At 67.6% G+C, this 25,659-nt stretch carries 21 protein-coding genes and 6 pseudogenes; 18 read left to right on the plus strand and 9 right to left on the minus strand.

Features of this window, described 5'->3' with window-relative positions:
• Window positions 1-106: 106 nt before the first annotated feature.
• The gene (locus LRS04_RS19260; protein ID WP_066680771.1) at window positions 107-553 is read left to right on the plus strand and encodes a polyketide cyclase; all 447 of its coding nucleotides are present in this window, start codon (window positions 107-109) and stop codon (window positions 551-553) included.
• Between the two features lie 13 nt (window positions 554-566).
• Window positions 567-830, plus strand: coding sequence for a hypothetical protein (locus tag LRS04_RS19265; protein WP_066680672.1), 264 nt, complete (start codon window positions 567-569; stop codon window positions 828-830).
• Here the strand turns inward: LRS04_RS19265 and LRS04_RS19270 are convergent.
• Window positions 827-3,179 (minus strand): annotated as a pseudogene (locus tag LRS04_RS19270) (heavy metal translocating P-type ATPase). The gene LRS04_RS19265 and the pseudogene LRS04_RS19270 overlap by 4 nt on opposite strands.
• 92 nt (window positions 3,180-3,271) lie before the next feature.
• Between LRS04_RS19270 and LRS04_RS19275 the strand changes: the two are divergent.
• The 5 genes and pseudogenes from LRS04_RS19275 (at window position 3,272) to LRS04_RS19295 (ending at window position 6,621) form a co-directional block, all read left to right on the plus strand.
• Window positions 3,272-3,550 (plus strand): metal-sensitive transcriptional regulator, encoded by a 279-nt coding sequence (locus tag LRS04_RS19275; protein ID WP_066680674.1) that lies wholly within the window; start codon window positions 3,272-3,274, stop codon window positions 3,548-3,550.
• A gap of 131 nt (window positions 3,551-3,681) precedes the next feature.
• Window positions 3,682-3,987 carry a hypothetical protein gene (locus tag LRS04_RS19280; protein WP_066680675.1) on the plus strand — a complete coding sequence of 102 codons (306 nt, stop codon included), beginning with the start codon at window positions 3,682-3,684 and terminating at the stop codon, window positions 3,985-3,987.
• 330 nt (window positions 3,988-4,317) lie between these two features.
• Window positions 4,318-4,452, plus strand: coding sequence for a hypothetical protein (locus LRS04_RS19285; protein WP_257817712.1), 135 nt, complete (start codon window positions 4,318-4,320; stop codon window positions 4,450-4,452).
• A 235-nt stretch (window positions 4,453-4,687) separates the two neighbouring features.
• Window positions 4,688-5,857 (plus strand): annotated as a pseudogene (locus LRS04_RS19290) (IS3 family transposase).
• 92 nt (window positions 5,858-5,949) lie between these two features.
• Window positions 5,950-6,621, plus strand: a complete 672-nt coding sequence (locus LRS04_RS19295; RefSeq protein ID WP_257817713.1) for a hypothetical protein — start codon at window positions 5,950-5,952, stop codon at window positions 6,619-6,621.
• Between the two features lie 558 nt (window positions 6,622-7,179).
• Here LRS04_RS19295 and LRS04_RS19300 read toward each other — a convergent pair.
• From LRS04_RS19300 to LRS04_RS19310, 3 genes are all read right to left on the minus strand, one after another.
• Window positions 7,180-8,715, minus strand: a complete 1,536-nt coding sequence (locus tag LRS04_RS19300; RefSeq protein WP_257817714.1) for an IS66 family transposase — start codon at window positions 8,713-8,715, stop codon at window positions 7,180-7,182.
• 79 nt (window positions 8,716-8,794) lie between these two features.
• Window positions 8,795-9,151, minus strand: a complete 357-nt coding sequence (gene tnpB / locus LRS04_RS19305; protein ID WP_257817715.1) for an IS66 family insertion sequence element accessory protein TnpB — start codon at window positions 9,149-9,151, stop codon at window positions 8,795-8,797.
• Window positions 9,148-9,516 (minus strand): transposase, encoded by a 369-nt coding sequence (locus LRS04_RS19310; RefSeq protein ID WP_257817716.1) that lies wholly within the window; start codon window positions 9,514-9,516, stop codon window positions 9,148-9,150. Before LRS04_RS19310 ends, tnpB begins: the two co-directional genes overlap by 4 nt.
• 208 nt (window positions 9,517-9,724) lie before the next feature.
• Between LRS04_RS19310 and LRS04_RS19315 the strand changes: the two genes are divergently transcribed.
• The 9 genes and pseudogenes from LRS04_RS19315 to LRS04_RS19360 form a co-directional block, all read left to right on the plus strand.
• Complete coding sequence (locus tag LRS04_RS19315) at window positions 9,725-10,018, plus strand: hypothetical protein (protein ID WP_257817717.1); 294 nt, start codon at window positions 9,725-9,727, stop codon at window positions 10,016-10,018.
• A complete protein-coding gene (locus LRS04_RS19320; protein WP_257817718.1) occupies window positions 10,015-10,455 on the plus strand; it encodes a periplasmic heavy metal sensor in 441 nt (146 codons plus the stop codon). Before LRS04_RS19315 ends, LRS04_RS19320 begins: the two co-directional genes overlap by 4 nt.
• A gap of 99 nt (window positions 10,456-10,554) precedes the next feature.
• Window positions 10,555-11,025: an RNA polymerase sigma factor gene (locus tag LRS04_RS19325; protein ID WP_257817719.1), complete on the plus strand. Its 471-nt coding sequence runs from the start codon at window positions 10,555-10,557 to the stop codon at window positions 11,023-11,025.
• Between the two features lie 120 nt (window positions 11,026-11,145).
• Window positions 11,146-12,997 (plus strand): annotated as a pseudogene (locus LRS04_RS19330) (copper resistance system multicopper oxidase).
• Window positions 12,994-14,148 carry a copper resistance protein B gene (locus LRS04_RS27120; RefSeq protein ID WP_308238186.1) on the plus strand — a complete coding sequence of 385 codons (1,155 nt, stop codon included), beginning with the start codon at window positions 12,994-12,996 and terminating at the stop codon, window positions 14,146-14,148. The pseudogene LRS04_RS19330 and the gene LRS04_RS27120 overlap by 4 nt, the downstream one beginning before the upstream one ends.
• A gap of 161 nt (window positions 14,149-14,309) precedes the next feature.
• A complete protein-coding gene (locus LRS04_RS19345; RefSeq protein ID WP_374570879.1) occupies window positions 14,310-14,777 on the plus strand; it encodes a DUF305 domain-containing protein in 468 nt (155 codons plus the stop codon).
• Window positions 14,778-14,851: 74 nt separating this feature from the next.
• Window positions 14,852-15,097, plus strand: a complete 246-nt coding sequence (locus LRS04_RS19350) for a heavy-metal-associated domain-containing protein (protein ID WP_257817721.1) — start codon at window positions 14,852-14,854, stop codon at window positions 15,095-15,097.
• 20 nt (window positions 15,098-15,117) lie between these two features.
• Complete coding sequence (locus tag LRS04_RS19355; RefSeq protein WP_257817722.1) at window positions 15,118-15,567, plus strand: DUF411 domain-containing protein; 450 nt, start codon at window positions 15,118-15,120, stop codon at window positions 15,565-15,567.
• Window positions 15,568-15,788: 221 nt separating this feature from the next.
• Window positions 15,789-16,363 (plus strand): annotated as a pseudogene (locus LRS04_RS19360) (transposase); the annotation flags it as partial.
• A gap of 88 nt (window positions 16,364-16,451) precedes the next feature.
• Here the strand turns inward: LRS04_RS19360 and LRS04_RS19365 are convergent.
• From LRS04_RS19365 to LRS04_RS19375, 3 genes and pseudogenes are all read right to left on the minus strand, one after another.
• Window positions 16,452-19,606: pseudogene (locus LRS04_RS19365) on the minus strand (efflux RND transporter permease subunit).
• Window positions 19,603-21,078 (minus strand): efflux RND transporter periplasmic adaptor subunit, encoded by a 1,476-nt coding sequence (locus tag LRS04_RS19370; protein ID WP_257817723.1) that lies wholly within the window; start codon window positions 21,076-21,078, stop codon window positions 19,603-19,605. Before LRS04_RS19370 ends, LRS04_RS19365 begins: the two are co-directional and overlap by 4 nt.
• Window positions 21,075-22,046, minus strand: coding sequence for a TolC family protein (locus LRS04_RS19375; protein WP_257817724.1), 972 nt, complete (start codon window positions 22,044-22,046; stop codon window positions 21,075-21,077). Before LRS04_RS19375 ends, LRS04_RS19370 begins: the two co-directional genes overlap by 4 nt.
• A gap of 879 nt (window positions 22,047-22,925) precedes the next feature.
• On the opposite strand from LRS04_RS19375, the gene LRS04_RS19380 reads away from it, so the two are divergent.
• Both LRS04_RS19380 and LRS04_RS19385 read left to right on the plus strand, forming a co-directional pair.
• A complete protein-coding gene (locus LRS04_RS19380; protein ID WP_257817725.1) occupies window positions 22,926-23,930 on the plus strand; it encodes a hypothetical protein in 1,005 nt (334 codons plus the stop codon).
• A 28-nt stretch (window positions 23,931-23,958) separates the two neighbouring features.
• Entirely contained in the window at window positions 23,959-24,210 is a 252-nt protein-coding gene (locus tag LRS04_RS19385; protein WP_257817726.1) for a hypothetical protein, read from the plus strand.
• 112 nt (window positions 24,211-24,322) lie between these two features.
• Here LRS04_RS19385 and copD read toward each other — a convergent pair whose 3' ends face one another.
• A complete protein-coding gene (copD, locus tag LRS04_RS19390; protein WP_257817727.1) occupies window positions 24,323-25,252 on the minus strand; it encodes a copper homeostasis membrane protein CopD in 930 nt (309 codons plus the stop codon).
• Window position 25,253: 1 nt separating this feature from the next.
• Window positions 25,254-25,624: pseudogene (gene copC, locus LRS04_RS19395) on the minus strand (copper homeostasis periplasmic binding protein CopC).
• Between the last annotated feature and the right edge of the window lie 35 nt (window positions 25,625-25,659).

Below are 25,659 nucleotides of genomic sequence, written 5' to 3' on the forward strand. Positions count from 1 at the left end.
CGTTGGACCATCGCTGACCGGGGCCGGTGGCGGCGCCCGGCCCCAGGTCGGTGCGTTCCGCCATCGCCGCGCGGCGACCGCTCGGACGCCCGCGAGGCCGCGGGCCGTGTTCGACCGCCTGGACGACCAGACCCGGTTGGCCGAGCACATGGGCCGACCGTCCGTGATGATGGGCGGCGGTCGTATGACCTACGAGTTCGACGCGGGGCGTGGCCAGGCGGTGGGCTCGCACATCCGCATGGGCGGCGCGGCGTTTGGCTTGTCGCTCTTTGTCGACGAGGTGGTCACGGTCCGCGACCCGCCGCACCGTAAGGTCTGGCGCACAACGGGGGAGCCGAGGCTCCTGGTCATCGGCGGATACGAGATGGGCTTCGCCATCACCGAAGAGGGGGCCGGTTCGCGCCTGTCCGTCTGGATCGACTACGCCCTGCCGAGCCGGGGGTGGGCGAGGTGGCTTCCAGCCCTTGCGGGGCTTTACGCGCGCTGGTGCGTGCGTCGGATGGTGATCGACGCCGTCCAGCATTTCGCGTCGACCGAACGACAGTCGGCGTAGCGAGGGCTCACGTATGCGATGGCTGGCCAGCGCGCAGGCTCATCTCACATCGACGAAAGGGCTCGCCGCCGCCGTGCTCCTCATCCTGACGAGCTGCTCCGCAGAGCCCGGCGGCCCGCGGTCTGGCGAGGTCGCGCCTGCCGCCGCGGCGGACGAAATGGGGGAACCCCACGACCAGTCCGCCTTCGGGAAGGACCCGTCGCAAACCGACATCATGTCGCCGGACGAACCCGATTTGCACCCGGCGCCGCCGGCGGACGGGACCCGTCCGCGCTAGAGCTTCACGCTTCGTAGCCGCAAGGCGTTGGTCACCACGCTGACGCTGGACAGCGCCATGGCCGCCGCCGCGATCGCCGGCGAGAGCAGCCAGCCAAACACCGGGTAGAGGACGCCGGCCGCTACCGGCACGCCCGCCGCATTATAGACGAAGGCGAAGAAGAGGTTCTGGCGGATATTCCGCATCACGGCGCGGGACAGCCGCCGCGCCTTGACGATCCCCTGCAGATCGCCCTTCAGGAGGGTCACGCCCGCGCTCTCAATGGCCACGTCGGACCCCGCGCCCATGGCGATCCCAACTTCGGCCGCCGCCAGCGCCGGCGCATCGTTCACGCCATCTCCCGCCATCGCCACCTTGCGGCCCTCGGCGCGGAACTTCTCGACCACGGCCGCCTTGTCCTGCGGTAGAACCTCGGCCTCGACTTCGTCGATGCCGAGCTTGCGGGCCACGGCGAGCGCCGTGGTGCGGTTGTCGCCGGTCATCATGACGAGCCGCACGCCTTCGGCCTTCAGGAGGCGAACGGCTTCAGGCGTGGTGGCCTTGATGGGGTCTGCGATGGCGAACACCGCTGCAGCCTGTCCGTCGACCGCCATGAAGATTGCCGTAGCGCCGTCAGTGCGGAGCGACTCTGCCTGACTATCGAGTTCGCCGGTGATGACCCCCTGTTCCTTCAGAAACTTGCCGGATCCGAGCACCAGACGCCGCCCGTCGATCGAGCCCAGAACGCCCTTACCGACGGGCGAGTCAAAGTCGGACGGCTCTGAAAGGCTTAGCTTGCGATCGCTTGCGGCGCGGAGGATGGCGTCCGCGAGGGGATGCTCACTGCCACGCTCGAGGCTGGCGGCCAGGCGAAGCACTTCGGCTTCGTCCCAACCCGCGGCGGGCACGATGGCGGTGACCGCTGGCCGCCCCTCGGTGAGAGTTCCGGTCTTATCGATCACCAACGTGTCTATCTTTTCGAACCGCTCTAGGGCTTCGGCGTTTTTGATGAGCACGCCGGCCCCGGCGCCGCGACCGACCCCCACCATGATCGAGATCGGCGTCGCCAGTCCAAGTGCGCACGGGCAGGCGATGATCAGCACCGAGACCGCCGCGATGAGGCCGAAGGCAAACCTCGGCTCGGGACCAAAGACCCCCCAGCCGGCGAATGCCAGGACAGCGATCACGATCACCACTGGGACGAACCAGCCCGAGACTTGGTCGGCCATGCGCTGGATCGGCGCCCGAGAGCGCTGGGCCTGGGCGACCATGTGGACGATCTGCGACAGCAGGGTGTCGGCCCCGACCTTCTCGGCCCGCATCACGAAGGAGCCGGTCTTGTTGATCGAGCCGCCGACGACCTTGTCGCCCGCTTCCCTTGGTCACGGGCATCGATTCCCCGGTGACCATCGACTCGTCGATCGAGACGCGGCCGTCCACGACCTCGCCGTCGACGGGGACTTTCTCGCCCGGCCGCACCCGCAGCTGGTCGCTCACCAGGATCTGGTCGAGCGTGACCTCTTCGTCAGTCCCATCCGTCCGGACCCGTCGCGCGGTCTTGGGCGCGAGGTCCAGCAGGGCCTTGATCGCACCCGAGGTCTGCTCGCGGGCCCGCAGTTCCAGCACCTGACCCAGCAGCACGAGGACCGTGATCACGGCCGCGGCTTCGAAGTAGATTGCAACGCTGCCATCGGTGCGCCGGAACGCCGAAGGGAAGATGTGCGGCGCCAGCGTGGCCACGACGCTGTAAGCCCAGGCCACCCCGATCCCCATGGCGATGAGGGTGAACATGTTGAGGTTGCGAGTCCGCAGGGACGCCCAGCCCCGTTCGAAGAAGGGCCAGCCGGCCCACAGCACGACGGGGGTCGCCAGGGCGAGCTGCACCCAGTTCGACGTCGTGGGCGAAATCCAGCGGTGCAGATCGAGAACATGCGCGCCCATCTCGAGCGCGAGAACGGGCAGGGTGAGGACGAGACCCACCCAGAACCGGCGGGTCATGTCGATCAGCTCGGGGTTCGGACCGCTGTCGGCGGTCGCGGTTTCCGGCTCGAGCGCCATGCCGCAGATGGGGCAGTTGCCCGGACCCTCCTTTCGGATCTGGGGGTGCATCGGACAGGTGTAGATCGTCCCTGCCGGCGCCGCAGCGGACGGGCCTTCATCCTTGGTCAGGTATTTCGCCGGATCGGCGACGAACTTGGTGCGGCACCCGGCCGAACAGAAGTGGAAGGTCTGCCCCGCATGCTCCGCGTGGTGCGGCGTGGTCGCCGGATCAACCGCCATGCCGCAGACCGGGTCGGTGACCGCCACGTCAGCCGCCTGGCGGTCCCTGGGGTCAGCATGATGATGGTGGGTATGGCCTTGACCGCTCATGGGGCCTCCTGTTCGGCGTATATATACCCCAGTGGGGCATGGATCAAATCGCGGCTTTCTGTATATTGCCGCACCGAGCGGCGGAGGCTTTGATGGAACGCACGAACAAGCCACGTCTGATCAACCGGCTGAACCGGGTTGAAGGGCAGGTGCGAGGCATCTCCCGCATGGTGGAGCAAGATCGCTACTGCCTCGACATCCTGACGCAGTTGCACGCCGCGAGGGCGGCGCTGCGCCGGGTTGAGGGCGAACTCGTGAAAGACCACCTCGAACACTGCGTCGCTGGTGCGATGGCGGCCAGCGGCGACGTGGCGGAGCGCGAACAGAAGACAGCCGAGCTGGTCGAGCTGATCGGCAAGCTGCGGAACTGATGGCGCTGGCGTCCCGCCGCAGCGGCGCTTGATCGATATCAAGGTTGGGTTTGGAGGGAACGCTAGGGTTTGGCATATTTCAATCGAGGGCACGGCGAGCCGCTGTCCGCCGACCAGCAAAGGACACACCCATGCGTACCCTATTCGTCGCCATCGCGGCCCTCGGCCTCGCCACCGCCAGCCAGAGCTACGCGCAGCCGGAACACGGAGATCACAAGGCCGCGGCCGACGCCACCGTTTCGGTCAAGGATCCCGCCAACCCAACCCACGAAGAGTGCAAGAGCGTCATGGGCCGGAAGATGGACGGCCGGGTCATGCATGACCACGCCTCCATGAAAGGCACCCCCGGGGTCATGAAGATGAAGCCGCTCAGCAAGGCCGAGATGGATAAGATGCACGGAAAGTGCGCCGCAAAGATGGCTGAAGCCAAGAAGTAGGAAAGCGGCCGACCGGCTGCGCCCTTCATGCTGCAGCCGGTCGGCCTCACTTTATCTGCCGCTTCGTTGACCCACCGACAGGACGCGACCCATGACCCATCTCTTGCCGCCCCGTCTGCTAAAGGCCTTGGCTGGCTCCGTGGCCTTGGCGGCGATCGGCCTGGCCGGGTGCGAGCAGAAGACGGAGGCTCCGGCGCCCGGCCCCCGTCGCCCGTCGTCACGGCTCCGGCGACGACGCCCGGCGCCCCGGGCGAAGCCGGCGAGCATCATTCCAGTTCGTCTCAAACCCTAGAAGAGGCTCGCGCCGAGGGGCACCGTGAAGGGATGGAGATGGAACGCGACGCGCATGAGCGCGGAATGGAGATGGGCGCCAAGGCGCATGCCGACGGCATGGGCGCCAAGAACGACGGCTCCATCCCGATGAAGAAGGCGGATCCGCCGATGAAGATGGACGGACACATGTAGGTGGCGCCGTCGGGTCCGGCCCTGTGCATTTCTGCCGTAGCGCAAGAGCACGGGATGTTGATGACGCTTAGCCCGGAGCCGAGCACTGACAAACTCCCGTACGTTTCCCATCTCCGGCAAGCTAGCTGTGAGGCTTCGCGTGAGCGTCACTTCGCTCCCATGATGAGTTCACCTGACCTGCCCCCTTCCTGATCCCTCGGTTTGAGTGAGAGTCCGTCACTTAGAGGAGACGGATGTGAAGAAGAGCAGGTTCAGCGAGGCGCAGATCATCGGCGTGCTGCGGGAGCAGGAGGCCGGGAGCCCGACGGCGGAGGTGTGCCGTCGGCACGGGATCAGCGAGCAGACCTTCTACCGCTGGAAGGCGAAGTACAGCGGCATGAGCGTGTCGGACGCCCAGAAGCTTAAAGCCCTGGAGGATGAGAACCGGCGGCTGAAGAAGCTGCTGGCGGAGTCGATGCTGGACGTGTCGGCGCTGAAGGACCTGCTGGGAAAAAACTGAGATCGCCCGCAGCGCGCCGGGAGGCTGTGCTTCGCCTAATGGCGGAGCGCGGCTTCTCGCAGAGGCGCGCCTGCGGGCTGGTCCAGGTCGATCCGAAGACGGTGCGCCGCGTGGCCGAGCCGGGCGATGCGGCGGTGCGCGAACGGCTGCGGGGGGCTGGCGGCGGAGCGGCGCCGCTTCGGCTACCGGCGGCTTGGCATCCTGCTCGAGCGTGAAGGCGTCAGCATGAACAAGAAGAAGCTCTTCCGGCTCTACCGGGAGGAGGGCCTGGCCGTACGGCGCCGGCGTGGCCGCAAGCGCGCCACCGGCACGCGGGCGCCGATGGCGCTGCCGGATGGCCCGAACCAGCGCTGGAGCCTGGACTTCGTCGCGGACAGCCTCAGCTGGGGCCGGCGCTTCCGGATCCTGTGCATCGTCGACGACTTCACCCGCGAGGCCCTGGCGCTGGTGGTCGACACCTCGATCGGCGGCCATCGCATGGCCCGCGAGCTGGACGTCCTGATCGCCCGGCGAGGTCGGCCGCTCACCATCGTCAGCGACAACGGCACGGAGATGACCAGCCGAGCCATGCTCGAATGGACCAACCGCGCCGGCGTCGACTGGCATTACATCGCGCCAGGCAAGCCGCAGCAGAACGGCTTCGTCGAGAGCTTCAACGGCAAGCTGCGCGACGAGTGCCTGAACGAAGAGGTCTTCGCCAACCTCGCCGAGGCCCGCGCGGTGATCGAGCGCTGGCGGCTCGACTACAACCACGTGCGCCCGCACTCGGCGCATGGCGGTCTCACCCCCGACGCCGTCCGGCTGAACCCCGCGGCCGGCCGGCTGCGCAACGTGATCAGCTCCACCGGCCGGCCGCTACCGCTGGCGCTGGAGATCAGCTACCAACCCCCTGGGCTCTCACAATGATCGAGGGACTGGCGGGGGGCAGGTCACGACGCATCTTCACTGGCGACGTTCACTGCTATCAAACCATCGCGGGATCGTGGTTGGAGCGAAGGATGCTGTGGAACTGGTTGGCCGCGCTCGCGGCGGCGGTCGCGTTGCAGACGACGTCAGCGGCGGCGCGCGAAGTGGTCGAGACCGCGGACTTCTCCTGCAATCCAGGCGATGAGGCGGTTCCACCGTCCAGCTTCGTCATTCGCGGCGCATTGGCGTCGGCGCACACGATTCGTATTGTGCGCGGGCCGCGCCTGCTTCCAACCCGCGAGACAGTGCAGTGGTGCCGGAACCTCTACGACCCGAGAGTTCGCGGACCTGTCGGCTGTCGAAACGATGGGCCGTCGGTGACGACTGGGACGCTAGAGCTCACTGTCATCGAGACGATCATCGGCGAGCCGGCCGAGATGCTGGAGATCAGGCTGAAGGGCGGCGCGAACGGCGCCTTCATCGGCGAATTCGTCTCCGACGATCCGCAAGCCGTCTGTACGTATCGCAATCGTGTGGAGACGATCGACGGCGAAACCTACCTTTCGCCAACCCTCTTCGGACTGGATCCCAGTCGAGAGTTCCTGCTGACTGTGGGCGCGGACACGGATGGGCGCCCCTTGGTCGCGGCGTGGGGGTTGTCGGCACAATCTGAGCCATTCAAGCAATTCCTGCGCGACGCAGCGCGTGCGCGAAGGCAGATTCTAGATAAGCGTTCGCAGAAGGTACCGGCGCGAAGCGAGTGATGGCGACAAAAGACGGCTCGAATGCCCGCACAGGGGCGAAGCGGCCGTCGATCACACCCGCGCCAGGCCGCTTCAGTGGGCTGTCGGCGCCTGAGGAAAGCCGGAGAAACGCAGCACGCGGCACCGGTCGCGGTAGGTTTCGGACTCTGTACTCGTGCCCCCCGACACCAAACGTCATCACCTTCGTCCGCAGGTCATATGAGAGCGTGAAGTGCGATAGCCACGAGAGAAGGACTTCGCGGCCGCCCCGATAGCTCAGGGGCGAAACGGTTGCGCAATCGTCCTGGCACCAGGCCTTTCGTTCCAGGTCGATCCGGTAATGGGTGTCGTCGCATTGGAGGTCGAAGGCCTTCGCCAAGGCACATCCCCCGACTGCTGAGATCGCCACACCGAGGCATACGGCGTGAATGGTTGAGCGCCACGACATTGCATCACCTCTCGAGAGCAAGGTGAACGCAGTGGGGCGCAGCGGGCAATGCCTGACTTGGGTCGCGAACTGTCTGTGAGGTGATGCGCGAGGGCAGACATTGGATCACGGCCGCATCCGTAAAGGGCCTCTCAGACTACGGCAGCGGGCTTGGCCTGATAGCGCCAGGGCAGCAACTGATCGATGTCGCTCTGCGGGTGTCCGGCGACGATGCGGGTGATGACGCTGGTGATGTAGGCCTGCGGGTCGATGTCGTTGAGCTTCGCGGTCTCGATGAGCGAGGCGAGGACCGCCCAGTGCTCGGCGCCGCCGTCTGAGCCGGCGAAGAGGCTGTTCTTGCGGCTGAGCGCCAGGGGCCGGATGGAGCGCTCGACGATGTTGTTGTCGAGCTCGACGCGGCCGTCGTCGATGAACACGGTCAGGCCCACCCAGCGCGAGAGCGCGTAGCGGATCGCCTCGGCGAGCTTGGTCTTCTGGCTGATGGTCTCAAGCTTGGCGCGGAGCCAGGGCTCCAGCGCCTCGATCAGCGGCAGGGACTTGTGCTGACGTGCGGAGCGACGGGCGTCGGGGTCAAGGCCGCGGATCTCGGCCTCCACGGCGTAGAGCGCCTTGATGCGATCGAGGGCCTCGCTGGCGATCGGTGCAGGGCCAGCGGCGGCCAGCTCGTAGAAGCGTCGGCGGACGTGGGCCCAGCAGAAGGCGAGCTGGACCTGGCCCTGCTCAGCCAGCGGCCGGTAGCCGCCGTAGCCGTCCACCTGCAGCACGCCGCTGAAGCCGGCGAGATGCGCCATCGGCCGCTCAGCCTTGCGATCTGGTGCATAGACGTAGGCCACAGCCGGCGGATCGGCCCCGCCCCACGGACGATCGTCGCGGGCATAGGCCCAGAGCTGACCGGTCTTGGTGCGGCCTCGCCCCGGATCGAGGACGGGGGCCGTGGTCTCGTCGGCGAAGAGCTTGGAGGATCGACGGAGCGTCTGCAGCAGGTGCTCATGCACCGGCCGAAGGAGGAAGGCCGCACGACCGGTCCAGTCCGCCAGGGTGGAGCGATCGAGCTTGATCCCCTGTCGGGCGTAGATCTGGGCCTGTCGGTAGAGCGGCAGGTGATCGGCGTACTTGCTGACCACCACATGTGCGACCGTGGCCTCGGTGGGGATCCCGCCCTCGATCAGCCGGGCGGGGGCTGGCGCCTGGACCACCACCTCGCAGGTGCGGCAGGCATACTTGGGCCGCCGTACCACCAGCACGCGGAGCTGGGCGGGCACGATGTCGAGCCGCTCGGCGCGGTCCTCGCCGATCAGATGCAGCGCGCCCGCGCAGCAGGGACAGGCCTTGTCCTCCACATCCACCACGGTCTCGATCCGCGGCAGATGCTCAGGCAGCGCGCCGCGGTTAGAACGCCGCTTGGCGGCTCGCTCGATGCGACGCTCTGGGTCTCGGGCTTCCTCGCCGGCGGCCTCAGCGGCGGCCTCCTGCTGGACCTCTTCCAGGGCCAGTTCCAGCTGGTCGATGGGCAGCGTCTCGGCGCGCCGGCCGAAGCGGTGACGCTGCATCTCCTTGATGATCTGACGTAGCCGCTCGGCTTCGGCGGCATGGGCGGCGCGCTCGGCCAGGATCAGCGCCTGAAGCGCTTCGACATCCTGTGGCAGAGCATCGGCCAAGCCCGTCATGACCAGGATTACAGCACATCAAATGCGCCTTGAGGCGCCCCTACGAACAAGCTGAGTCATCTCGCCGCAGGCCTGCGCATCACCCTGCAGCGACCGGCGTGCGGGTCCGCCGGGCCTGGTGCACCCGCCGCCAATCGAGCCCCTCCAGAAGGGCTCCGAGCTGAGCCGAGGTGAGCCGCATCACCCCGTCCTGGATCTTGGGCCAGCGGAACTCTCCGTCCTCCAACCGCTTGGCGAACAGGCACAGCCCCGTGCCGTCCCAATAGATCAGCTTGATCCGATCGGCGCGCTTGGCGCGGAAGACGTAGACCGTCCCGCAGAACGGATCGGCGGCCATCTGCTCGCGCACCAGTCCGGCTAGGCCCTCCGCGCCCTTCCGGAAATCCACCGGCCGCGCCGCCACCAGCACCCGGACCGATCCCGTCGGTCCGATCACCGGCCAGCCCGCAAGGCGCCGATCACCGCCACTGCCATCCGGGCGTCGGCCTCACGACCGATCCGAACCCGCGCACCCACAAGCTCGATCTCGATCGCGCCGTCCGTCGCCGCCTCGTCAGATCCCGGCGCAGCGTCATCGACCACCACCTGGGCGAAGGCTGCGCGCCTCGCATCGCGCCGCCAGGTGAACACCTGCGTCTTCGCCAGGCTATAGCGATCAGCGACCTCGCCGACGCTGGTCTCGTAGCTCTCCGCAACGATCTGGGCCTTGGCGTCAGCGCTCCAGCGCCGCCGCTGGCCCGGCCCGGTGAGCACCTCGATCCGACGCGCCACCGGCATCGTCAGCACATCGTCACCAGGCATCATCACCACACCAAGCCAAACCGGCTCGGACTCTCGATGATCAGACCAGCCGCGGGAAGGTGGGGTCGGCACGCCGCTTACGAACCATTGCAGCCCCCCAGCTCCCGACCTCTATAGGACATACGCGGGACGGCGCCGCCGGCCCTCAGTTGAGGGGAGCCCACCAGATCCTGCGTATAGAGTCATGACGGATGATCGGGGTGTTGCGATGGACGACAGACTTGATGACGAACTGAGAGCGCTTCGATCGGAGCCGCTACCCGCCGGCTACCAGAGCCTGGAGGCGAGGGTCTGGCAGGGCATCGAGCGCGTGCGCCAGGCCCGGGCGGCCGCCCCAACGCTACTGGCCGTACGGGCCGCGGCCGTCGTCGGCGCGCTGGGATTGGGCGTGGCGAGCGGCGGCGCGACTGCGGTCGCCGTGGCCGCGCAATCCCAGGAGGTGTCCGCTTTCTCCACGAAGGCGGAGCTCGCCCCCTCCACCCTCTTGGATCACCACGGATGAGTTTCTTCAGCCGTGGGCTGATCCTCACGCTGCTCCTGACGGTCATCGCGGCCGTCGGGGGAACCTGGATTGGCGCGCGCTACATCTATGACCAGCGCCACCAGCCTTCGCTGCATGAGTTCGTCCACGAAGAGCTGAAGCTCGCCCCCGAGCAGCGGAAGCGGCTCGACGTGCTTGAGCAGGATTTCGCAGTGCGTCGCCGGGCGCGGGAGGCCGAACTGCGCGCCGCCAACGCCGAGCTCGCCCGGGCCATTCAGGTGCGTCACGAGTATTCGCCGGAGGTGAAGGCCGCGGTCGAACGGTTCCACGACGCCATGGGGGCCCTTCAGAACGAAACCATCCTGCACGTCCTGGCGATGCGCACCGTGTTGACGCCGGACCAGGCCGCGCAGTTCGACAAGCGTGTCGCTGAGGCCCTCACTGAACAGGCGCCGTGACGCTTCAGGAAGAGACGGACGCCGATCTCGTCCGGCGCGCGCGGGGCGGGGAGGATCGGGCGTTCACCACGCTCATGCGTCGGCACAAGCCGTCGCTGTATGGCTTCGTGCGCCGCTACGTCGGCGACGCCGACGCGGCTGTCGATGTCGTGCAGGGAGACCCTCGTCGCGGCGTGGAAGGCGCTCGCGCGTTTCGACGATCTGCGGGCGTTCCCAGTCTGGCTGCGCGCCATAGCCCTTAACAAGTGCCGCGATCGCGCCCGCCGTCTCGCGGTTCGTCGGTTCATCCTGGGAGAGAAGGACGACCAATCAACCGAGGCGCAGGCGCAAGCGGATCCGGCGCCCGACGGGGAGGAGTCGGTCGTTGCGGCGCAGCGCCGGGCCATCGTCCAGAAAGCCGTCGACCGCCTACCGATCAAGCTCAAAGAGCCGCTGCTACTGACCTATTTCGACGAGCTCACTCAGCAGGAAGCCGCCGCGCTCCTGGGGGTGACCGTCAAGACCGTAGAGACGCGCGTCTACCGGGCCCGCCAGCAGCTTGCGGAGCTTATCGACCGATCGGCGATTTAATCCTCAGAAGTTCAGGGGCAAGCGCCCCGAGCTGCGTAGAGTTTGTGTGGGCGGGGCGCTTGACCTTCCCGCGGGGGAAGCCCCATCACCTCGTCTGTTGTTCCGATCGTAGGATTTCGAATGTCCAGGCCACGACCTGACCTTGACCGCCGCGCCCTGATCAAAGGTGCGGCCATCCTCGGGGGCGGGGCGGCGATCAGTTCGCTGCTGCCCGCCTGGGCGCAGAGCGCGACCCCCGGGCCTAGTCTCGACCCTGCCGACCCTTTCGGGCGAGGACATCAAGCTGACGATCGGCCACACACCGATCATGATCGACGGCAAGCGCCGCCACGCGGTGACGATCAATGGGACCGTGCCCGGTCCGCTCATTCGTCTGAAAGAAGGTCAGCGGGTCCGGATCGCGGTGACGAACACCCTCGATGAGGACACCTCGATCCACTGGCATGGGCTGCTGGTGCCTTTCGAGATGGACGGCGTTCCGGGGGTCAGCTTTCCCGGCATCCGCCCCGGCGAGACCTTCGTCTACGAGTTCCCGATCATTCAGTCAGGCACCTACTGGTACCATAGCCACTCGGGTCTGCAGGAGGCGGAGGGCCACTACGCCCCCATCGTCATCGAGCCGGCGAAGCCCGATCCCGTCGCTTACGACCGCGAGCACGTCTTGGTGCTAGCCGACCATAGCGAGATGCACCCGCACCTGATTTTCAAGCGGCTGAAGCAGCAGGGCGGGGTCTTCAATTATCAGCGCCAGACGATCGCCGGCCTGCTTGCCGGCAAGGACCAAACCCTCGGCGAACGGATCGAATGGGCCAAGATGCTCATGGATCCGACCGATATCTCGGACGTCACCGGCGCGGTGATGACCTTCCTCGTCAACGGCCACGGCCCCAAGGACAACTGGACCGGGCTCTTCAAACCCGGCGAGCGGGTGCGCCTGCGCTTCATCAACAGCGCCGCGCAGATGGTCTTCAACGTCCGCATTCCCGGCCTGAAGCTCACGGTCGTCGCCGCCGACGGCCAGAACGTCCGCCCTGTCGAGGTGGACGAGTTCCAGATCGGCAACGCGGAGACCTACGACGTGATCGTCCAGCCGACGGAGGATCGCGCCTACACGATCGTTTCGGAGGCGATCGACCGCTCTGGCATGGGACGGGCGACACTGGCGCCCCGTGCCGGCATGAGCGCGGCCGTGCCGCCGCTACGTGAGCGGCCCATCCTGACCATGAAGGACATGGGCATGGACATGTCGGCGCACGCCGGCATGGGCGCTACGGGCATGGCTGGAATGGACCATTCCAGCATGCCGGGGATGGATCACGGGGCCATGCCGGGCATGGCGGCCGCCGGGCCGCCGCCCGGCATGGCGCCGCCGCGCCAGCGTGGCTCGGATGTGATGGGCGACATGGGCGGCATGGACATGAACATGCTGGACTGGTCGAAGGCCCCTCAAATCAAGAAGGGGCCGGGCGTGCAGATGATCGCGCCCATGCCGATGGATCGCACCGGCGATCCCGGCCTTGGGCTGGAAAGCGTCGGTCATCGGGTGCTGGTCTACAAGGACCTCATCGCGCTGGATCCCAACCCCGACCCCAGGCCGCCGGATCGCGCGATGGACATCCATCTCACCGGCAACATGGAGCGGTTCATCTGGGGCTTCGACGGCTGGAAGTTCAGCGAGAACCCGCCGGCCTATTCCTTCCGGGCCGGTGAGCGGGTGCGCGTCACCCTCGTCAACGACTCGATGATGACGCACCCCATCCACTTGCACGGGCACTTCTTCGAACTTGTGCACGGGCCGGTCGGCTATCTGCCTCGCAAGCATACGGTGAACGTGATGCCGGGCGGCAAGGTGTCGTTCGATTTCACCGCCGAGGGCGGTGACTGGGCTTTCCACTGCCACATGCTTTACCACATGCACGCGGGCATGTTCCAAGTCTTCAAGGTGCGTCCGGTCGAAGGAGCGGCGGCATGATCCGGACCTCCCTCCTAGCTCTGGCGCTGGCCAGCTCGGCCACAGCCGCCGCCGCCCAGGCCGCTGATCCCCACGCCGGTCACGCGATGCCGGCGCAGCCCGCCGCGCCGGCGGATCCGCGTGCAGGTCACGGCATGCGCGCCGCACCGAAGCCGTCGGCCGACCCCCATGCGGGCCACACGATGCCGGAGCCGCCGAAGGCCTCGAGCCCATCGCAGCCGACCCAAGGCGCCGCCTCAGCAGCACCCGTGGACCCCCATGCCGGGCACGCCATGCCCGGCCAACCTGCGGCTCCCGCCGATCCGCATGCCGGACACACCATGCCGGGCCCAGCGGACCCTCATGCGGGACACACGATGGCGCCGATGGAGGGCGGCCAGACCGCGACCGGCTTGCCTGTCGGCAATGCGCCGGCGCCGGCCGTGATCACCGACAACGTGGCCGATCAGGTCTTCGGGACGGGGCCGATGCAGCGCGCCCGGGGAATCCTCGCGCGCGAGCACGGGGGCGTACGGATCGCGAAGCTGATGCTCAACCTCGCAGAGTACCAATCCCAGCCACCGGGCGGCGGCTATCGATGGGATGTTGAAGGCTGGTACGGCGGCGACATCAACAGGTTTGTCTTCAAGTCCGAAGGCGAGGGCTCTGGAGGCGAGGGGGTCGAGCTCGCTGAAGTTCAGGCACTCTATTCCCGCGCAGTGGCTCGTTATACCGACGTGCAAGTCGGAGTACGTCGTGACTTCGGGTCCGGAAATTCGCGAACCTACGCGACAGTCGGGGTTGAAAGCCTCTTCCCCTACTGGTTCGAAGTCGAAGCCGCAGCGTTTTTGTCGGATCGCGGCGACCTGACTGGGCGGGTCGAGGGAACCTACGACCTGCGACTAACGCAGCGCGTGATCCTTCAGCCGCAGGCAGAGTTGAGGCTTTCGGCGCAGAAGCTCCCAAGACTCAACACTGGCTCCGGAATCACGCACGCAGAACTCGGGCTCCGCCTCCGCTATGAGATTCGCCGCGAATTCGCGCCTTACATCGGTGTAGCTTATGAGCGCGCCTTCGGGGGGGGACCGCGGATTTCCTGCAGTCTGCCGGGGAGGACGTCGAGAGCACGACGTTTGTGGTCGGACTTCGTGCGTGGTTTTAGGTTGGTCTGAGGTGAAGGCGACTGGAACAAGACGTCTCACGCCCGGCCAATAGGGCAGGTGTTGCCTGACGCGTTCGGAAGATAGGGAGGTTTGCAAGCAAGGCTTGCGCTCTCGGGAACAGCATCTCTCAGGAGGCTGACGTGAAAGACGCACACCACGGCGAGTCCGGCATGAGCGCGAAGGAGGGTCGGCATCACTATGTGATGCTCGCCATCAATCTGGCTCTGAGCCTGGCGGTTATGTATTTCGCCATGTTCACGATGATATTCGGCTGGGGCGAATTCATCCAGAACATCAACTTCTTCTACATGGCGCTCGTAATGTGGGCTCCCATGGCCATCATCATGTTGCTGACGATGAAGTCCATGTACATGAACGCCAAGCTGAACGTGGCCTTGCACGTCGCCTTCGCCGCCATCTTCGTGCTCTCGCTGATCGGCATCCGGGCGCAGGGCCTGGTCGGCGATCGCCAGTTCGTGCAGTCGATGATCCCGCACCATTCCGGCGCCCTGCTGATGTGCAAGGAAGCCTCGCTCAAGGATCCCGAGCTGCGCGCACTCTGCTACGGCCCCGGCGGCATCATCGAGTCGCAGACCCGAGAGATCAATCAGATGAAGGCAATCCTCGAGCGCCTTTAGGCGCACCGGCGTCTTGACCTTCCCATCGTTGGAAGCCCTACCTGTTGCGGCGAGGCTTTGACCAGGAGGTTTCCATGCTTCGCTATCAAGTTGACGACATGAGCTGCGGCCATTGCGTGCAGGCGATCACCGCGGCGGTGAAGGGCGTCGATCCAGCCGCCCAGATCACTATAGATCTGCCGAGCAAGTCGCTGGAGGTCGCGACGACCGCGGCCGACTCGGCCGTGCGCGACGCCATTCGGGAGGCGGGCTACACCCCGCAGGAGGCTCGGAAGGCCGCGCCTACCGCGAAGGCGTCCTGTTGCGGCGGTCGGCGCTGACCCTTGGAGGCTGATAGTCGATGATACTTCGCCGTAACCTGCTTGCCGCCGCAGCAGCCGTCCTGGCGGCGCCGCACGCCTGGGCGGCCGCGCCGCCGCCCTTGACCGTCTACAAGACCGCGTCGTGTGGGTGCTGCAGGGGCTGGATCACCATCATGACCCGGGCGGGCTATCGGCCGAAGGTGGTCAACGTCGAAGACATCACGCCGATCGGAAAGCGTCATAGCGTCCCGTTCGAGCTCTCATCGTGCCATCTCGCCACGATCGGCGGCTACGTCGTCGTGGGCCACGTCCCGGCCGCTGACGTCGGCCGCCTGCTGAAAGAGCGGCCGAAGGCGCTGGGCATCACCGTACCTGGCATGCCGCTGGGCTCGCCCGGCATGGAGATGCCTGACGGACGGAAGGAGCCTTACCAGACGCTGCTTCTGCTGCCGGGCGGCAAGACGCGGGTGTTCGCGCGCCACGGTTGAGCCGGGCGCGCGCCGCCTGAGCTTCTCCGAGGACGGTGTTCTGCTTGCGCTGATCGAAGGACGCTATGATCTGAGGTTCACGTAGCAGCCAATCCTGCAACCGCGGGCGGAACTCGAATTGGCGGCGCACGACATGCCGCAAAGTAAGATCGGCTCCTGCTGGCCTGCCCCTGAAAATTTCCTCCACGCGGAACTAGAGTCCGGCCCTTGAGAGGACGGACATGAAGCGAGCGAGATTTACGGAAGAGCAGATCATCGGGATCCTGCGGGAGAACGAAGCTGGGGCGAAGGCGGCGAAGCTGGCCCGCAAGCACGGGTGTCGGAGGGCACAATCTACGTTTGGAAGGCCAAGTTCGGCGGGATGAGCGTAGTCGGACGCCCAGCGGCTGAAGGCGCTGGAAGACGAGAACCGGCGGCTGAAGTTGCTGCGGATGCCATGCTCGACAAGGCCGCGCTGAACGAGTCGCTCGGAAAAAAATGGTAGGGCCCGCCGCTGTGCAGGGTGCGGACAGTGTTCGAGATCAGCGAGCGGCGGGCCTGCTCCATCGTCCAAGCGGACCGCAAGATGGTGCGCTACCGATCCCGCCGGCCTCCGGAGACTGAACTGCGCGAGCGCCTACGCAGCCTGGTCGCTGAGCGACGACGGTTCGGCTACCGACGACTGTTCGTGCTGCTGCGGCGGGCGGGCGAGCCGTCGGGCAAGAACCGAATCTACCGGCTCTATCGTGAGGAAGGCCTGACCGTGCGCAAGCGCCGCTCGCGCCGCCGCGCCATCGGCACGCGGGCGCCAATCCTGGGCTCCGGCCGCCGGCGTATCGGCCGATCGGTTATCAGCGCAGGCGGCGAGGCCGGCTGCAGGGCGGCCAGCGCGGTCCAGATGGGTTTCATGATCTTCTCCTCAGGTCCGGACGAATTGAAGTAGCCCTATGCGGGCGTCGGCGGAGCAGCAGGAAGCCAGCCGGGATCACCAGCATCGACAGCAGCGGGGCGGTGAGCATTCCGCCGATCATCGGCGCGGCGATGCGGCTCATGATCTCCGATCCCGCTCCGTGGCCGATGAGGATCGGGAACAGGCCGGCGAGGATCACCGCCACGGTCATGGCCTTGGGCCGAACCCGCAGCAGGGCGCCCTCCCGGACAGCCGCTTCGACGGTCGCCGGCGAGGGGTCGGGACCACCGGCCTCCAAGGCGTGCTTGAGATAGATCAGCATCACCACGCCGAACTCCGCGGAGACGCCGGCCAGGGCGATAAAGCCCACGCCCGTAGCCACCGACTGATTGAACCCCATCAGATAGAGCAGCCAGATGCCGCCGGTGAGCGCAAACGGCAGGGTGGCCATGATCAGCGCCGCCTCATCGAACCGCCGGAAGATCAGGTAAAGCAACACGAAGATGGTCAGCAGGGTGACGGGAACCACCAGCTTCAGCCGTTCGGTGGCGCGCTGCAGGTATTCGAACTGGCCAGCGTAGGCGATACTGACCCCCGCCGGGAGCGTCACCTGCTGACGCACGGCGCCATCCAGGTCACCCACCACAGAGGCGAGGTCCCGGCCTCGGACGTCCACATAGACCCAGGTCGACAGCCGTCCGTTCTCCGTCTTCAGCATGGGCGGGCCATCAGCGATCTCGACGCGGGCGACCGTTCCCAGAGTGACCTGCTGGCCTCCCGGCGTGACGATCGGTAACGCCCGCAAGCCTTCGAGACTGTCGCGCAGCTCGCGCGGATAGCGCAGGTTGATGGGGTAGCGCGCGCGGCCCTCGATCACTTGGCCGATGACCTCGCCGCCAATTGCGCCCGCGACGATAGCCTGCACATCGGCGATGTTCAGGGCGTATCTCGCGGCTTGGCCGCGGTCGATGTCGATGTCTACATAGCGCCCGCCGGTGAGGCGCTCGGCCAGCGCGGAGCTGACGCCCGGCACCGTTTTTGCGACTGTCTCCACCTGCTGGGCGACGCGGTCGAGCTCGGCCAGATCAGCCCCCGACACCTTCACGCCGATCGGGCTCTTCACCCCCGTGGCCAGCATGTCGATGCGATTGCGGATCGGCGGCACCCAGACGTTGGCGAGCCCGGGAACCTGCACGGCGGCGTCAAGTTCCTCGACCAGCCTCTCTGGGGTCATGCCCGGCCGCCACTGGTCGCGAGGCTTGAACTGGATGGTGGTCTCGAACATCTCCAGCGGCGCGGGGTCGGTGGCGGTCTCGGCCCTTCCGGCCTTGCCGAACACGCTCTCCACCTCGGGCACCGACTTGATCATGCGGTCGGTCTGCTGCAGCAGCTCGGCGGCCTTGGCTGGCGACAGGCCCGGAAGCGCCGAGGGCATGTAGAGCAGGTCGCCCTCGTCCATCATTGGCAGGAACTCCCCCCGAGGCGGCTGAGCGGCCAAGCCGTCGTGGCGAAGATGACGGCGGCGATGACCAGCGTCGTCTTCGGCCGTCGCATGACCCAGTCGAGACCCGGCCGGTAGGCGGCCGTCAGCCAGCGGTTGATCGGGTTTCGCGCCTCGGCCGGTATGCGGCCACGGATCAGATAGCCCATCATCACGGGGACCAGGGTCACCGACAGGATGGCCGCGGCGGCCATGGCGTAGGTCTTGGTAAAGGCGAGCGGCGCGAACAGCCGGCCCTCCTGCGCCTGCAGGGTGAACACCGGCACGAACGAGAGAGTGATGATCAACAGGCTGAAGAACAGCGCCGGGCCGACCTCGGCCGCCGCTTCGGTGACCACGGCCCAATGTTCGGCGCCCTTGGGTTGGTCGCCGTCGTGCTCGTGGGCCCAACGCTCCAGGTGCTTGTGGGCGTTCTCGATCATCACGACGGCGGCGTCGACCATGGCCCCGATGGCGATGGCGATGCCGCCCAGGGACATGATGTTCGCATCGACGCCCTGCAGGCGCATCAGGATGAACGCCGCAAGCACGCCGAGCGGCAGGGTGAGGATCGCCACCAGGGCGCTGCGCGCGTGCCAGAGGAACAGCACGCAGACCAGCGCCACGACCACGAACTCCTCAAGCAGCTTCTCGGTGAGATTGGCGATCGACCGTTCGATCAGCTGAGAGCGGTCGTAGGTGACGACCACCTCCACCCCGGCCGGCAGGCTGGTCTTCAACTCCGCAAGCCGCGCCTTTACGTGCTCGATCACCGCCCGGGCATTTTCGCCGGAGCGGACGATGACCACGGCCCCGGCCACCTCCCCTTCGCCGTTCAGTTCGGCGACTCCGCGCCGCATCTCGGGACCGAGCTGTACGGTCGCGACGTCCCCGAGGCGCACAGGGACTCCGCCACCCGCGGTGCGCAGAGGGATGGCGCGGAAGTCGTCCAGATCGGCCAGGTAGCCGCTGGCCCGGACCATGTACTCGGCTTCGGCGAGCTCCAGCACCGAACCGCCGGTCTCCTGGTTGGCGCGCTGGATGGCCTCGGCGGCCTGCTGATAGGTGAGGCCGTAGGCGGCGAGCCGCACCGGATCGAGCACCACCTGGTACTGCTTGACCATGCCCCCGATGCTGGCGACCTCCGCCACCCCGGGCAGGCTCTTCAGCTCATAGCGGAGGAACCAGTCCTGGAGGCTGCGCAGCTGCGAGAGGTCGTGCTTTCCCGACCTGTCGACGAGCGCGTACTCGAACACCCAGCCGACCCCGGTGGCGTCGGGCCCCAGGGCAGGACGCGCCTGCGCTGGCAGCTGCCCCTGCACCTGACTGAGGTACTCGAGCACTCGCGAACGGGCCCAGTAGAGGTCCGTCCCGTCCTCGAACAGCACATAGACGAAGCTGTCTCCGAAGAAGGAGTAGGCGCGCACGGTCCTGGCGCCCGGAACCGACAGCATGGTGGTCGCCAGCGGGTAGGTGACCTGGTCCTCGACGATCTGAGGCGCCTGGCCGGGATAGGGCGTGCGGATCACCACCTGCACGTCGGACAGGTCCGGCAGGGCGTCGACCGGTGTGGCGCGGACCGCCAACACTCCCGCGGACAGCAGGAACAGGGCGCCCAGCAGCACGAAGACGCGGTTGGCGACGGACCAGCGAATGAGCCTGGCGATCATTGCGCGGTCGCCTTTTCGATTTGCCGGACGGTGGGCCCGGCCGGCGGCTGGTCGAAGGCGAACCGCACCCTGTCGCCGGCTCGAAGCCCGCGGGCCAGGGCCGGGTCGGCCAGTTTGAAGGTCATCGTCATGGGCGGCCACCCGAGCGCTGGGACAGCCCCATGCGACAGGGTCAGGCCCGCCTGATCGATCTTCTCGACGCGGCCGGTCGCCTCGTGCAGCGCCGCCCTCGGTGCGCTCTTCGCCCCCTCGCCGAGGCTGCGCGCGGGCGTTCCCGAGAGGCTGGCTTCCGAATCGATCAGGAACTGCCCGGACGCCACGATGCGCTCGCCCGCCTTCAGGCCGCCGAGCACCTCCAGGCGCTCGCCGTCGGACCGGCCGACCTGGATCTCCGCCGGCCGGAATCGGCCATCGCCCTCCGCCAGCATGACCAGGGTCCGGCGACCGGTGCGAATGACCGCTTCAGCCGGGATCATCAGCGCCGGAGTAGGCGGGCCGCTGAATCGGATCTCGCCGAACATGCCTGGGCGCAGGCGGCCCCCGCTGTTGACAAGTTCGACGCGGGCCGTGAGCGTGCGGCTCTCTCCGGTCATTTCCGGCAGCAGCGCCGAGACCCGGCCGGAGAACGACTCGCCCGGGTAGGCCGTGAGCGTTGCCGTGACCGACTGGCCGGGACGGATTTGCGCCGCCAGGGCCTCTGGAACCGCGGCGTTGAGCCAGACGGTTCCCAGCCCGCTGACCTCGGCCAAGGTCTGGCCGCGGGCGACGGTCATGCCGCCTCGGACGCTCAGGATGCGGAGGACGCCGCCACCAGGCGTCGTGACCGTCACCGTCGTCTGCGGCCGGCCGGTGCGCTCGACGCCGGCGATCACGCCTGGCGGCATGCCCAGCAACACCAGACGCTGGCGGGCCGCGGCGATGAGCTCGGCGTCACCGGTGCGCCGCACCGCCAGGTACTCGGCCTGCGCGCCGCCCCATTCGGGAACCAGGATGTCGGCCAGTGGGGCGCCGGCGGCGATCACGTCGCCCGGCGCGCGGGCATAGACCCGCTGGACGAAGCCGTCCGCCCGGGCCTGTACGACCGACACATCGCGTTGATTGAAGTCAATCACCCCGGACGCGGTGAGCTCGCTTCCCAGCGCCCCCCGCTCGACGACGGCGTAACGCACCCCGAGGCTCTGGAGCTGCGCCGGATCGATGCGCACGCCCGCACCGCCGGAGCCCTCGTCCGCGTAACGGGGGACCAGCGGCATGTCCATGTAGGGCGACTTGCCGGGCTTGTCGAAGCGCTGGCCCGGAACCATTGGGTCGTACCAGTAGAGGATTTCGCGATCCTCGACACCTGCGGCCGGAGCGTGGTCGTCAGCCCCGGCGGAGAGCCTGGCCAGGCCGATGCCGCCAGCCGCGCCGATCAGGAGCAGGGCGACCGCGCCGGCGGCGAGGCGGACGCGGCCGGATTGCTGCGGGTTCATTGGGCGTCGCTCCCGTAGGTGATGTCGATGCGGACAGCCTCGCGCGCCAGTGCGGCCTCGCGGTCGATGGTGGTGAGTTGGGCCTCGGCGAGGCGGGTGAAGGCGTCGAGCACCTCGGAGAGACCCGCCCGGCCGGCGGCGTAGCTGGCGGTCTCCAGGTCCGCTTGCTGCTTCGCCGCGGGGAGTACGACGTTGCGGGTTCGCAGCCACTGTTCCCGACGCATGACCTGGTCGGCCAGATCGGCTTCCAGCGAGGCCGCCAGGGCGCGGCGGGCGGTCTCCCGCTCGGCCTCGACCCGACGGGCGTCGGCGGCGCGGGCGGCGATCAGCGGGTCCTGACGACGGGAGGCGAACAGCGGCAGGCGAACCGTGACACCGGCCGAGACCATGTCGCCGAACATCGGGTCGCGGCGGCCATAGCCGACCTCGAAGGCCCAGTCCGGCCGCCTTGCCGCGCGGGCGAGGTCAACCTGTGCAGCGGCCCGGCGGGCGGCGGAGGCATAGGCAAGCAGCGCGGGTCGACGGTCCAGCCCGGCGCGAAGCCGCTCGGCGTCGAGTGCGGGCTCGGGCGGCGGGCCCGTCACGTTTGGCGAGGGGTCGCCGGTCCAGCGCACCAGCTCCGCACGAGCCCGGCCGAGCGCAGCGACAAGTTCGCTACGCCGGTCATCGAGCGCCGCGCGCTGTGCCACCGGCGTCAGGGCGCCGGCCGGGCGCGTGGCGCCGGCAGTCACACCGGCCGGCGCGGCGTCCCAGAGCGGCTCCAGGGTCTGCAGGACGCTGTCGAGCGCGGCCAGGCGTCGACCGGCGTAGTGAAGGTCGATCCACGCGAGCGCCGCGCCCAGCCGCACATCGAGGGCTTCCACCGCGACCTCCGCCTGGGCCGACCCGATGTCCGCCCGAGCGATGCCGGCCTCGGCGCGCCGGCGCGCCCCGTTCGGCACCTCCTGCATAAGGCCGAAGGTGGCCATGGTCATTTCGTCAGCCCCGAAGCGCCCGGCCATGGGTCCAGAGATCGGCACATTCTCGAGCCCGACCTTCAGCTGGGGGGTCGGGGAGGGCGCCGGCGGCGGGCAACGCGGCCCGGGCGGCTTCGACCTTCAGCGCTGCCGCTTGCAGGCTGGGCGCGTTTGCGCTCGCCAGCGCCAGGGTTTGGTCGAACGTCTGCGGGTCCGCTGACGCGGGGGTGGCGATTGCGGCGCCGACCAGCAGGGCCGGCAGCCAGCGATTGGGAGACATGCTCCGAACTCCTCGATGAGAGCGCCATGGCGCCAGAGCCGGCGCGCATAGCGGGCCGGGAATCTGTCGAAGGTCAGAGGCGGATGGGAGGGCGCAGCACCTGGTCGGGCGGCCGCGAGGGCGTGGCGACGGCATTGCGCCAGGGGCGTCGCGCCGCGTCATGTGAAAGGCGCGCGAAGACAACCGCGCCCAACTCGGGGGCCGGCGCCGCGGCGGCCTGGCACATTACCACCTGTTTGCACGGAGTCTGGGAGCCGTCCTCCGAGTGCGCAGGAGACGGGTGGCTGTCGCCGCTCGCCCCTGACGCTGCGGCGTCTTGCAACATCATCTCACAGTTCGGAGGACACGGGTCGCAGCCGGCGCCTGCGGCCACGGCAGGGGACCCGGCGATCACGAGCATGATCGACGCGATGAGGGCAAGCAGATGATGCAGCCTGCGGAGCAGCGGGTTCCTCCTAGGACGCAGGATGCGCCCACTGGGGCGGACTCTCAAGAGTCGACATCGTGCAAGCTACAGGCGGCTTGCCTCCGCCGCCTTGATGGAAATCAACACTGCTTCGAGGGGTGTGGCGCAAGTGTGCGTCTGGGATGAGGGGCGCAGGAGGCGACGCATGGACGATCGGAAACCCGCCGAGGGGCGCGCGGACGAGGTTCTCAATCGGCAGTGCTTCTGTATTACCCTGGAGCGGGATGCTTTGCGCGCGGCCATCCGCGCCGAGGCCGGCGATGCGGACCTGACCGACGTCCTGCTGGCGCGCCGACCGCATCTGTTCTCCGATACGCCGGTGTTCCTCGCGAATCGGGACCTCACAGCCATGCTGGAGGTGGTCGGGGCCATCGAGGCCGCGGCTGCGACGCCGCCCTACCAGCGGGCGGTGCTGGCCTGGGCGCCGCAGATCGCCCACGCCGATTTTGGGCTGCGGGGTGTCTTCATGGGCTATGACTTCCATCCCGGCGCCGCGGGGCCGCGACTGATCGAGATAAACACCACCGCCGGCGGAGCTTTCCTGAACGCGCTCCTCGCACGCGCGCAGAGCGCCTGCTGCGCGGAGGCGCAGGAAGCGCTCTCCACCGTTGGTGAAGGGGCCGGCGTCTTTGAAGGTGCGGTTTGGGATATGTTCCTCGAAGAGTGGACGCTGCAGCGGGGCGCGGGGCGGCCGATCTCGATCGCCATCGTCGACAACCAACCGGGCGAACAATACCTCTATCCTGAGTTCCTGCTGGCCAAGGCCCTGTTCGAGCGGAGGGGGCTAGATGCCGTGGTGGCCGATCCTGCCGAGCTCGAATACAGCGGGGGAAAGCTGCTGTATGATGGTCGCGAGATCTCGCTGGTCTACAACAGGCTGATTGACTTTGCGCTCGAGACGGAGGGCCATCGTGCGCTCCGCGACGCAAATCGCAATGGCGCGGTGGTCGTGACGCCCAACCCCCGCAATCATGCCCTGCTCGCAGATAAGCGGAACCTCACGCTGCTCTGCGATGGGGAGGCGCTGGACGATCTTCGGATTGCCAACCACCAGCGACAGGCGTTGCTCAGGGCCACGCCAAGGACGGTGCTGGTTGAAGCTGGGAACGCCGACGCGCTCTGGATGGCGCGCAAGCGCTACTTTCTTTAAGCCAGTCACGGGACATGGCGGCAAGGCGGTGTACCGCGGCGACAAGATCACCCGCGGCGTATGGGAACTGGTGGCGAGCGGCGGCTACATCGCCCAGGGAGATTGCGCCCCCAGTGAGCGGCGAATTCGGGTGGATGGACAAGAGCAGTCGCTGAAGTTGGACATGCGCCTCTACACCTACCGTGGCGAACCGCTCCTCTCAGCGGCGCGGATCTACCAAGGGCAGACGACCAACTTCCGGACGCCCGGTGGCGGGTTCGCTCCGGTCTATGCCGTGTGAAAGCGCTCCATGGCCACCGGTTGCGGGCATGGAGACGCCCTAGGGAGCAAGGGAGCCTGCAACACGCCGTTATTGCTCCAGGGTGGCAAAACCCGGGTCTTTGCCATCACGCCTAGAGGGCTGATGGCGGCGCCAACGTCCCGAACCAAGCGACCAGCGCCAGAATAATCAGCCCCACGGCTGTCTCGATCGCCACGCTCCTTCGTAGCGCCGTCAGGGCTGCGGCGTACGCATCCGGAGCTGCGAGCGCCCTGCCAAGACCCGGCGTCAGCCCGAACCGATTGGCCGCCGCCAAGCCGAGCATGGCCGTGAAGAGGACCAACTTCAGGCTCAGAAGCCGCCCATAAGGGGTGGTCCAGAGGCCGTCGATCCGGTCCACCCCGACCAAGAACCAGCTGTTGGCGAGTCCGGTCGCCACCAGGACCGCCACCAGCAGCGCACCCACGCTCGAAAAGCCGTGCAGCGCCCGGTGCAGGGCGACGACCTCTGCCGGCACGGGGCTGCGGGTGCGCAGGATCAGCGCGAAGGCTACGAGCGCGCCGATCCAGACGGCCCCTGCCCAGCTGTGAAGGATGTCGGAGACAAGGTGGATGACACCGCCTGGCCCCTCCGTCGCCGCGCCATGACCCATCCAGGCGAAGGTTGCGGTCGCGACCATTCCCAGCGCGGCCGCGACGATCCAGCTGGCTCGCGCTGGCCTCAGCATCACGGCGAGGATCGTGGCCAGGAGGGCGACTCCGGCCCTCAGGACACCCGCCTTGCCGAGGTCCATGCTTGTCACCACGGCGCCGAGCGCCTCGGGTTTGAGTCCCTCCGCTATCGATCCGGCCAGCACGCTGGCCTGGGCCGCGATCCAGAGCAGCGTCGCGAGCGCGAGCAGCACGCCTGCGCCCGTCAGCAGCTTGCGGGTCCACGGCGCCTCCGCGGCCGAGCCGGGACCCGTGGCGGGGAGGGCATAGATGAAGAAGAGCGATGATCCCATGAGGACCATCGCCCCCGCATACTGCAGCAGCCTGAGGATGATGACCGCAGGCTCAAGCACGTCAGCCGACCTTGAAGGCCACTTCGCCTGTCATTTTGTGGCCGTCGGCCGAGGCCGCGGACCACACGATCTTGTAGGCTCCATTGGTCAGCGCGTTTGTGGCGTACCGGTGATGGACTTGCCGTCCTTGGAGACGGTCGTCTTCACCGGTACTTTCATGCCGCCATGCTCCGGCATGGTGAGCTCGAATTTGGAGAAGGCCGGTACGAGCTTTTCGTTGAAGGTCAGGGTGATGACCTTCGGCGCGGCCGCGACGGCGGCGTTGGCCGCCGGATTGGAGCTCACGAGGTGCGCATGCGCCCAAGCCGGGCTGGAAGCGATGAGGGCCGTTGCTCCCGCAAGGGCGGCAAGTCCGAAAAGGCGGGTCTTCATTGGGGTCTCCGACAGGGTGTCTGTGAACGTCTACG

The organism is Phenylobacterium sp. J367 (genome assembly GCF_024699985.1).
GTDB lineage: Bacteria > Pseudomonadota > Alphaproteobacteria > Caulobacterales > Caulobacteraceae > Phenylobacterium.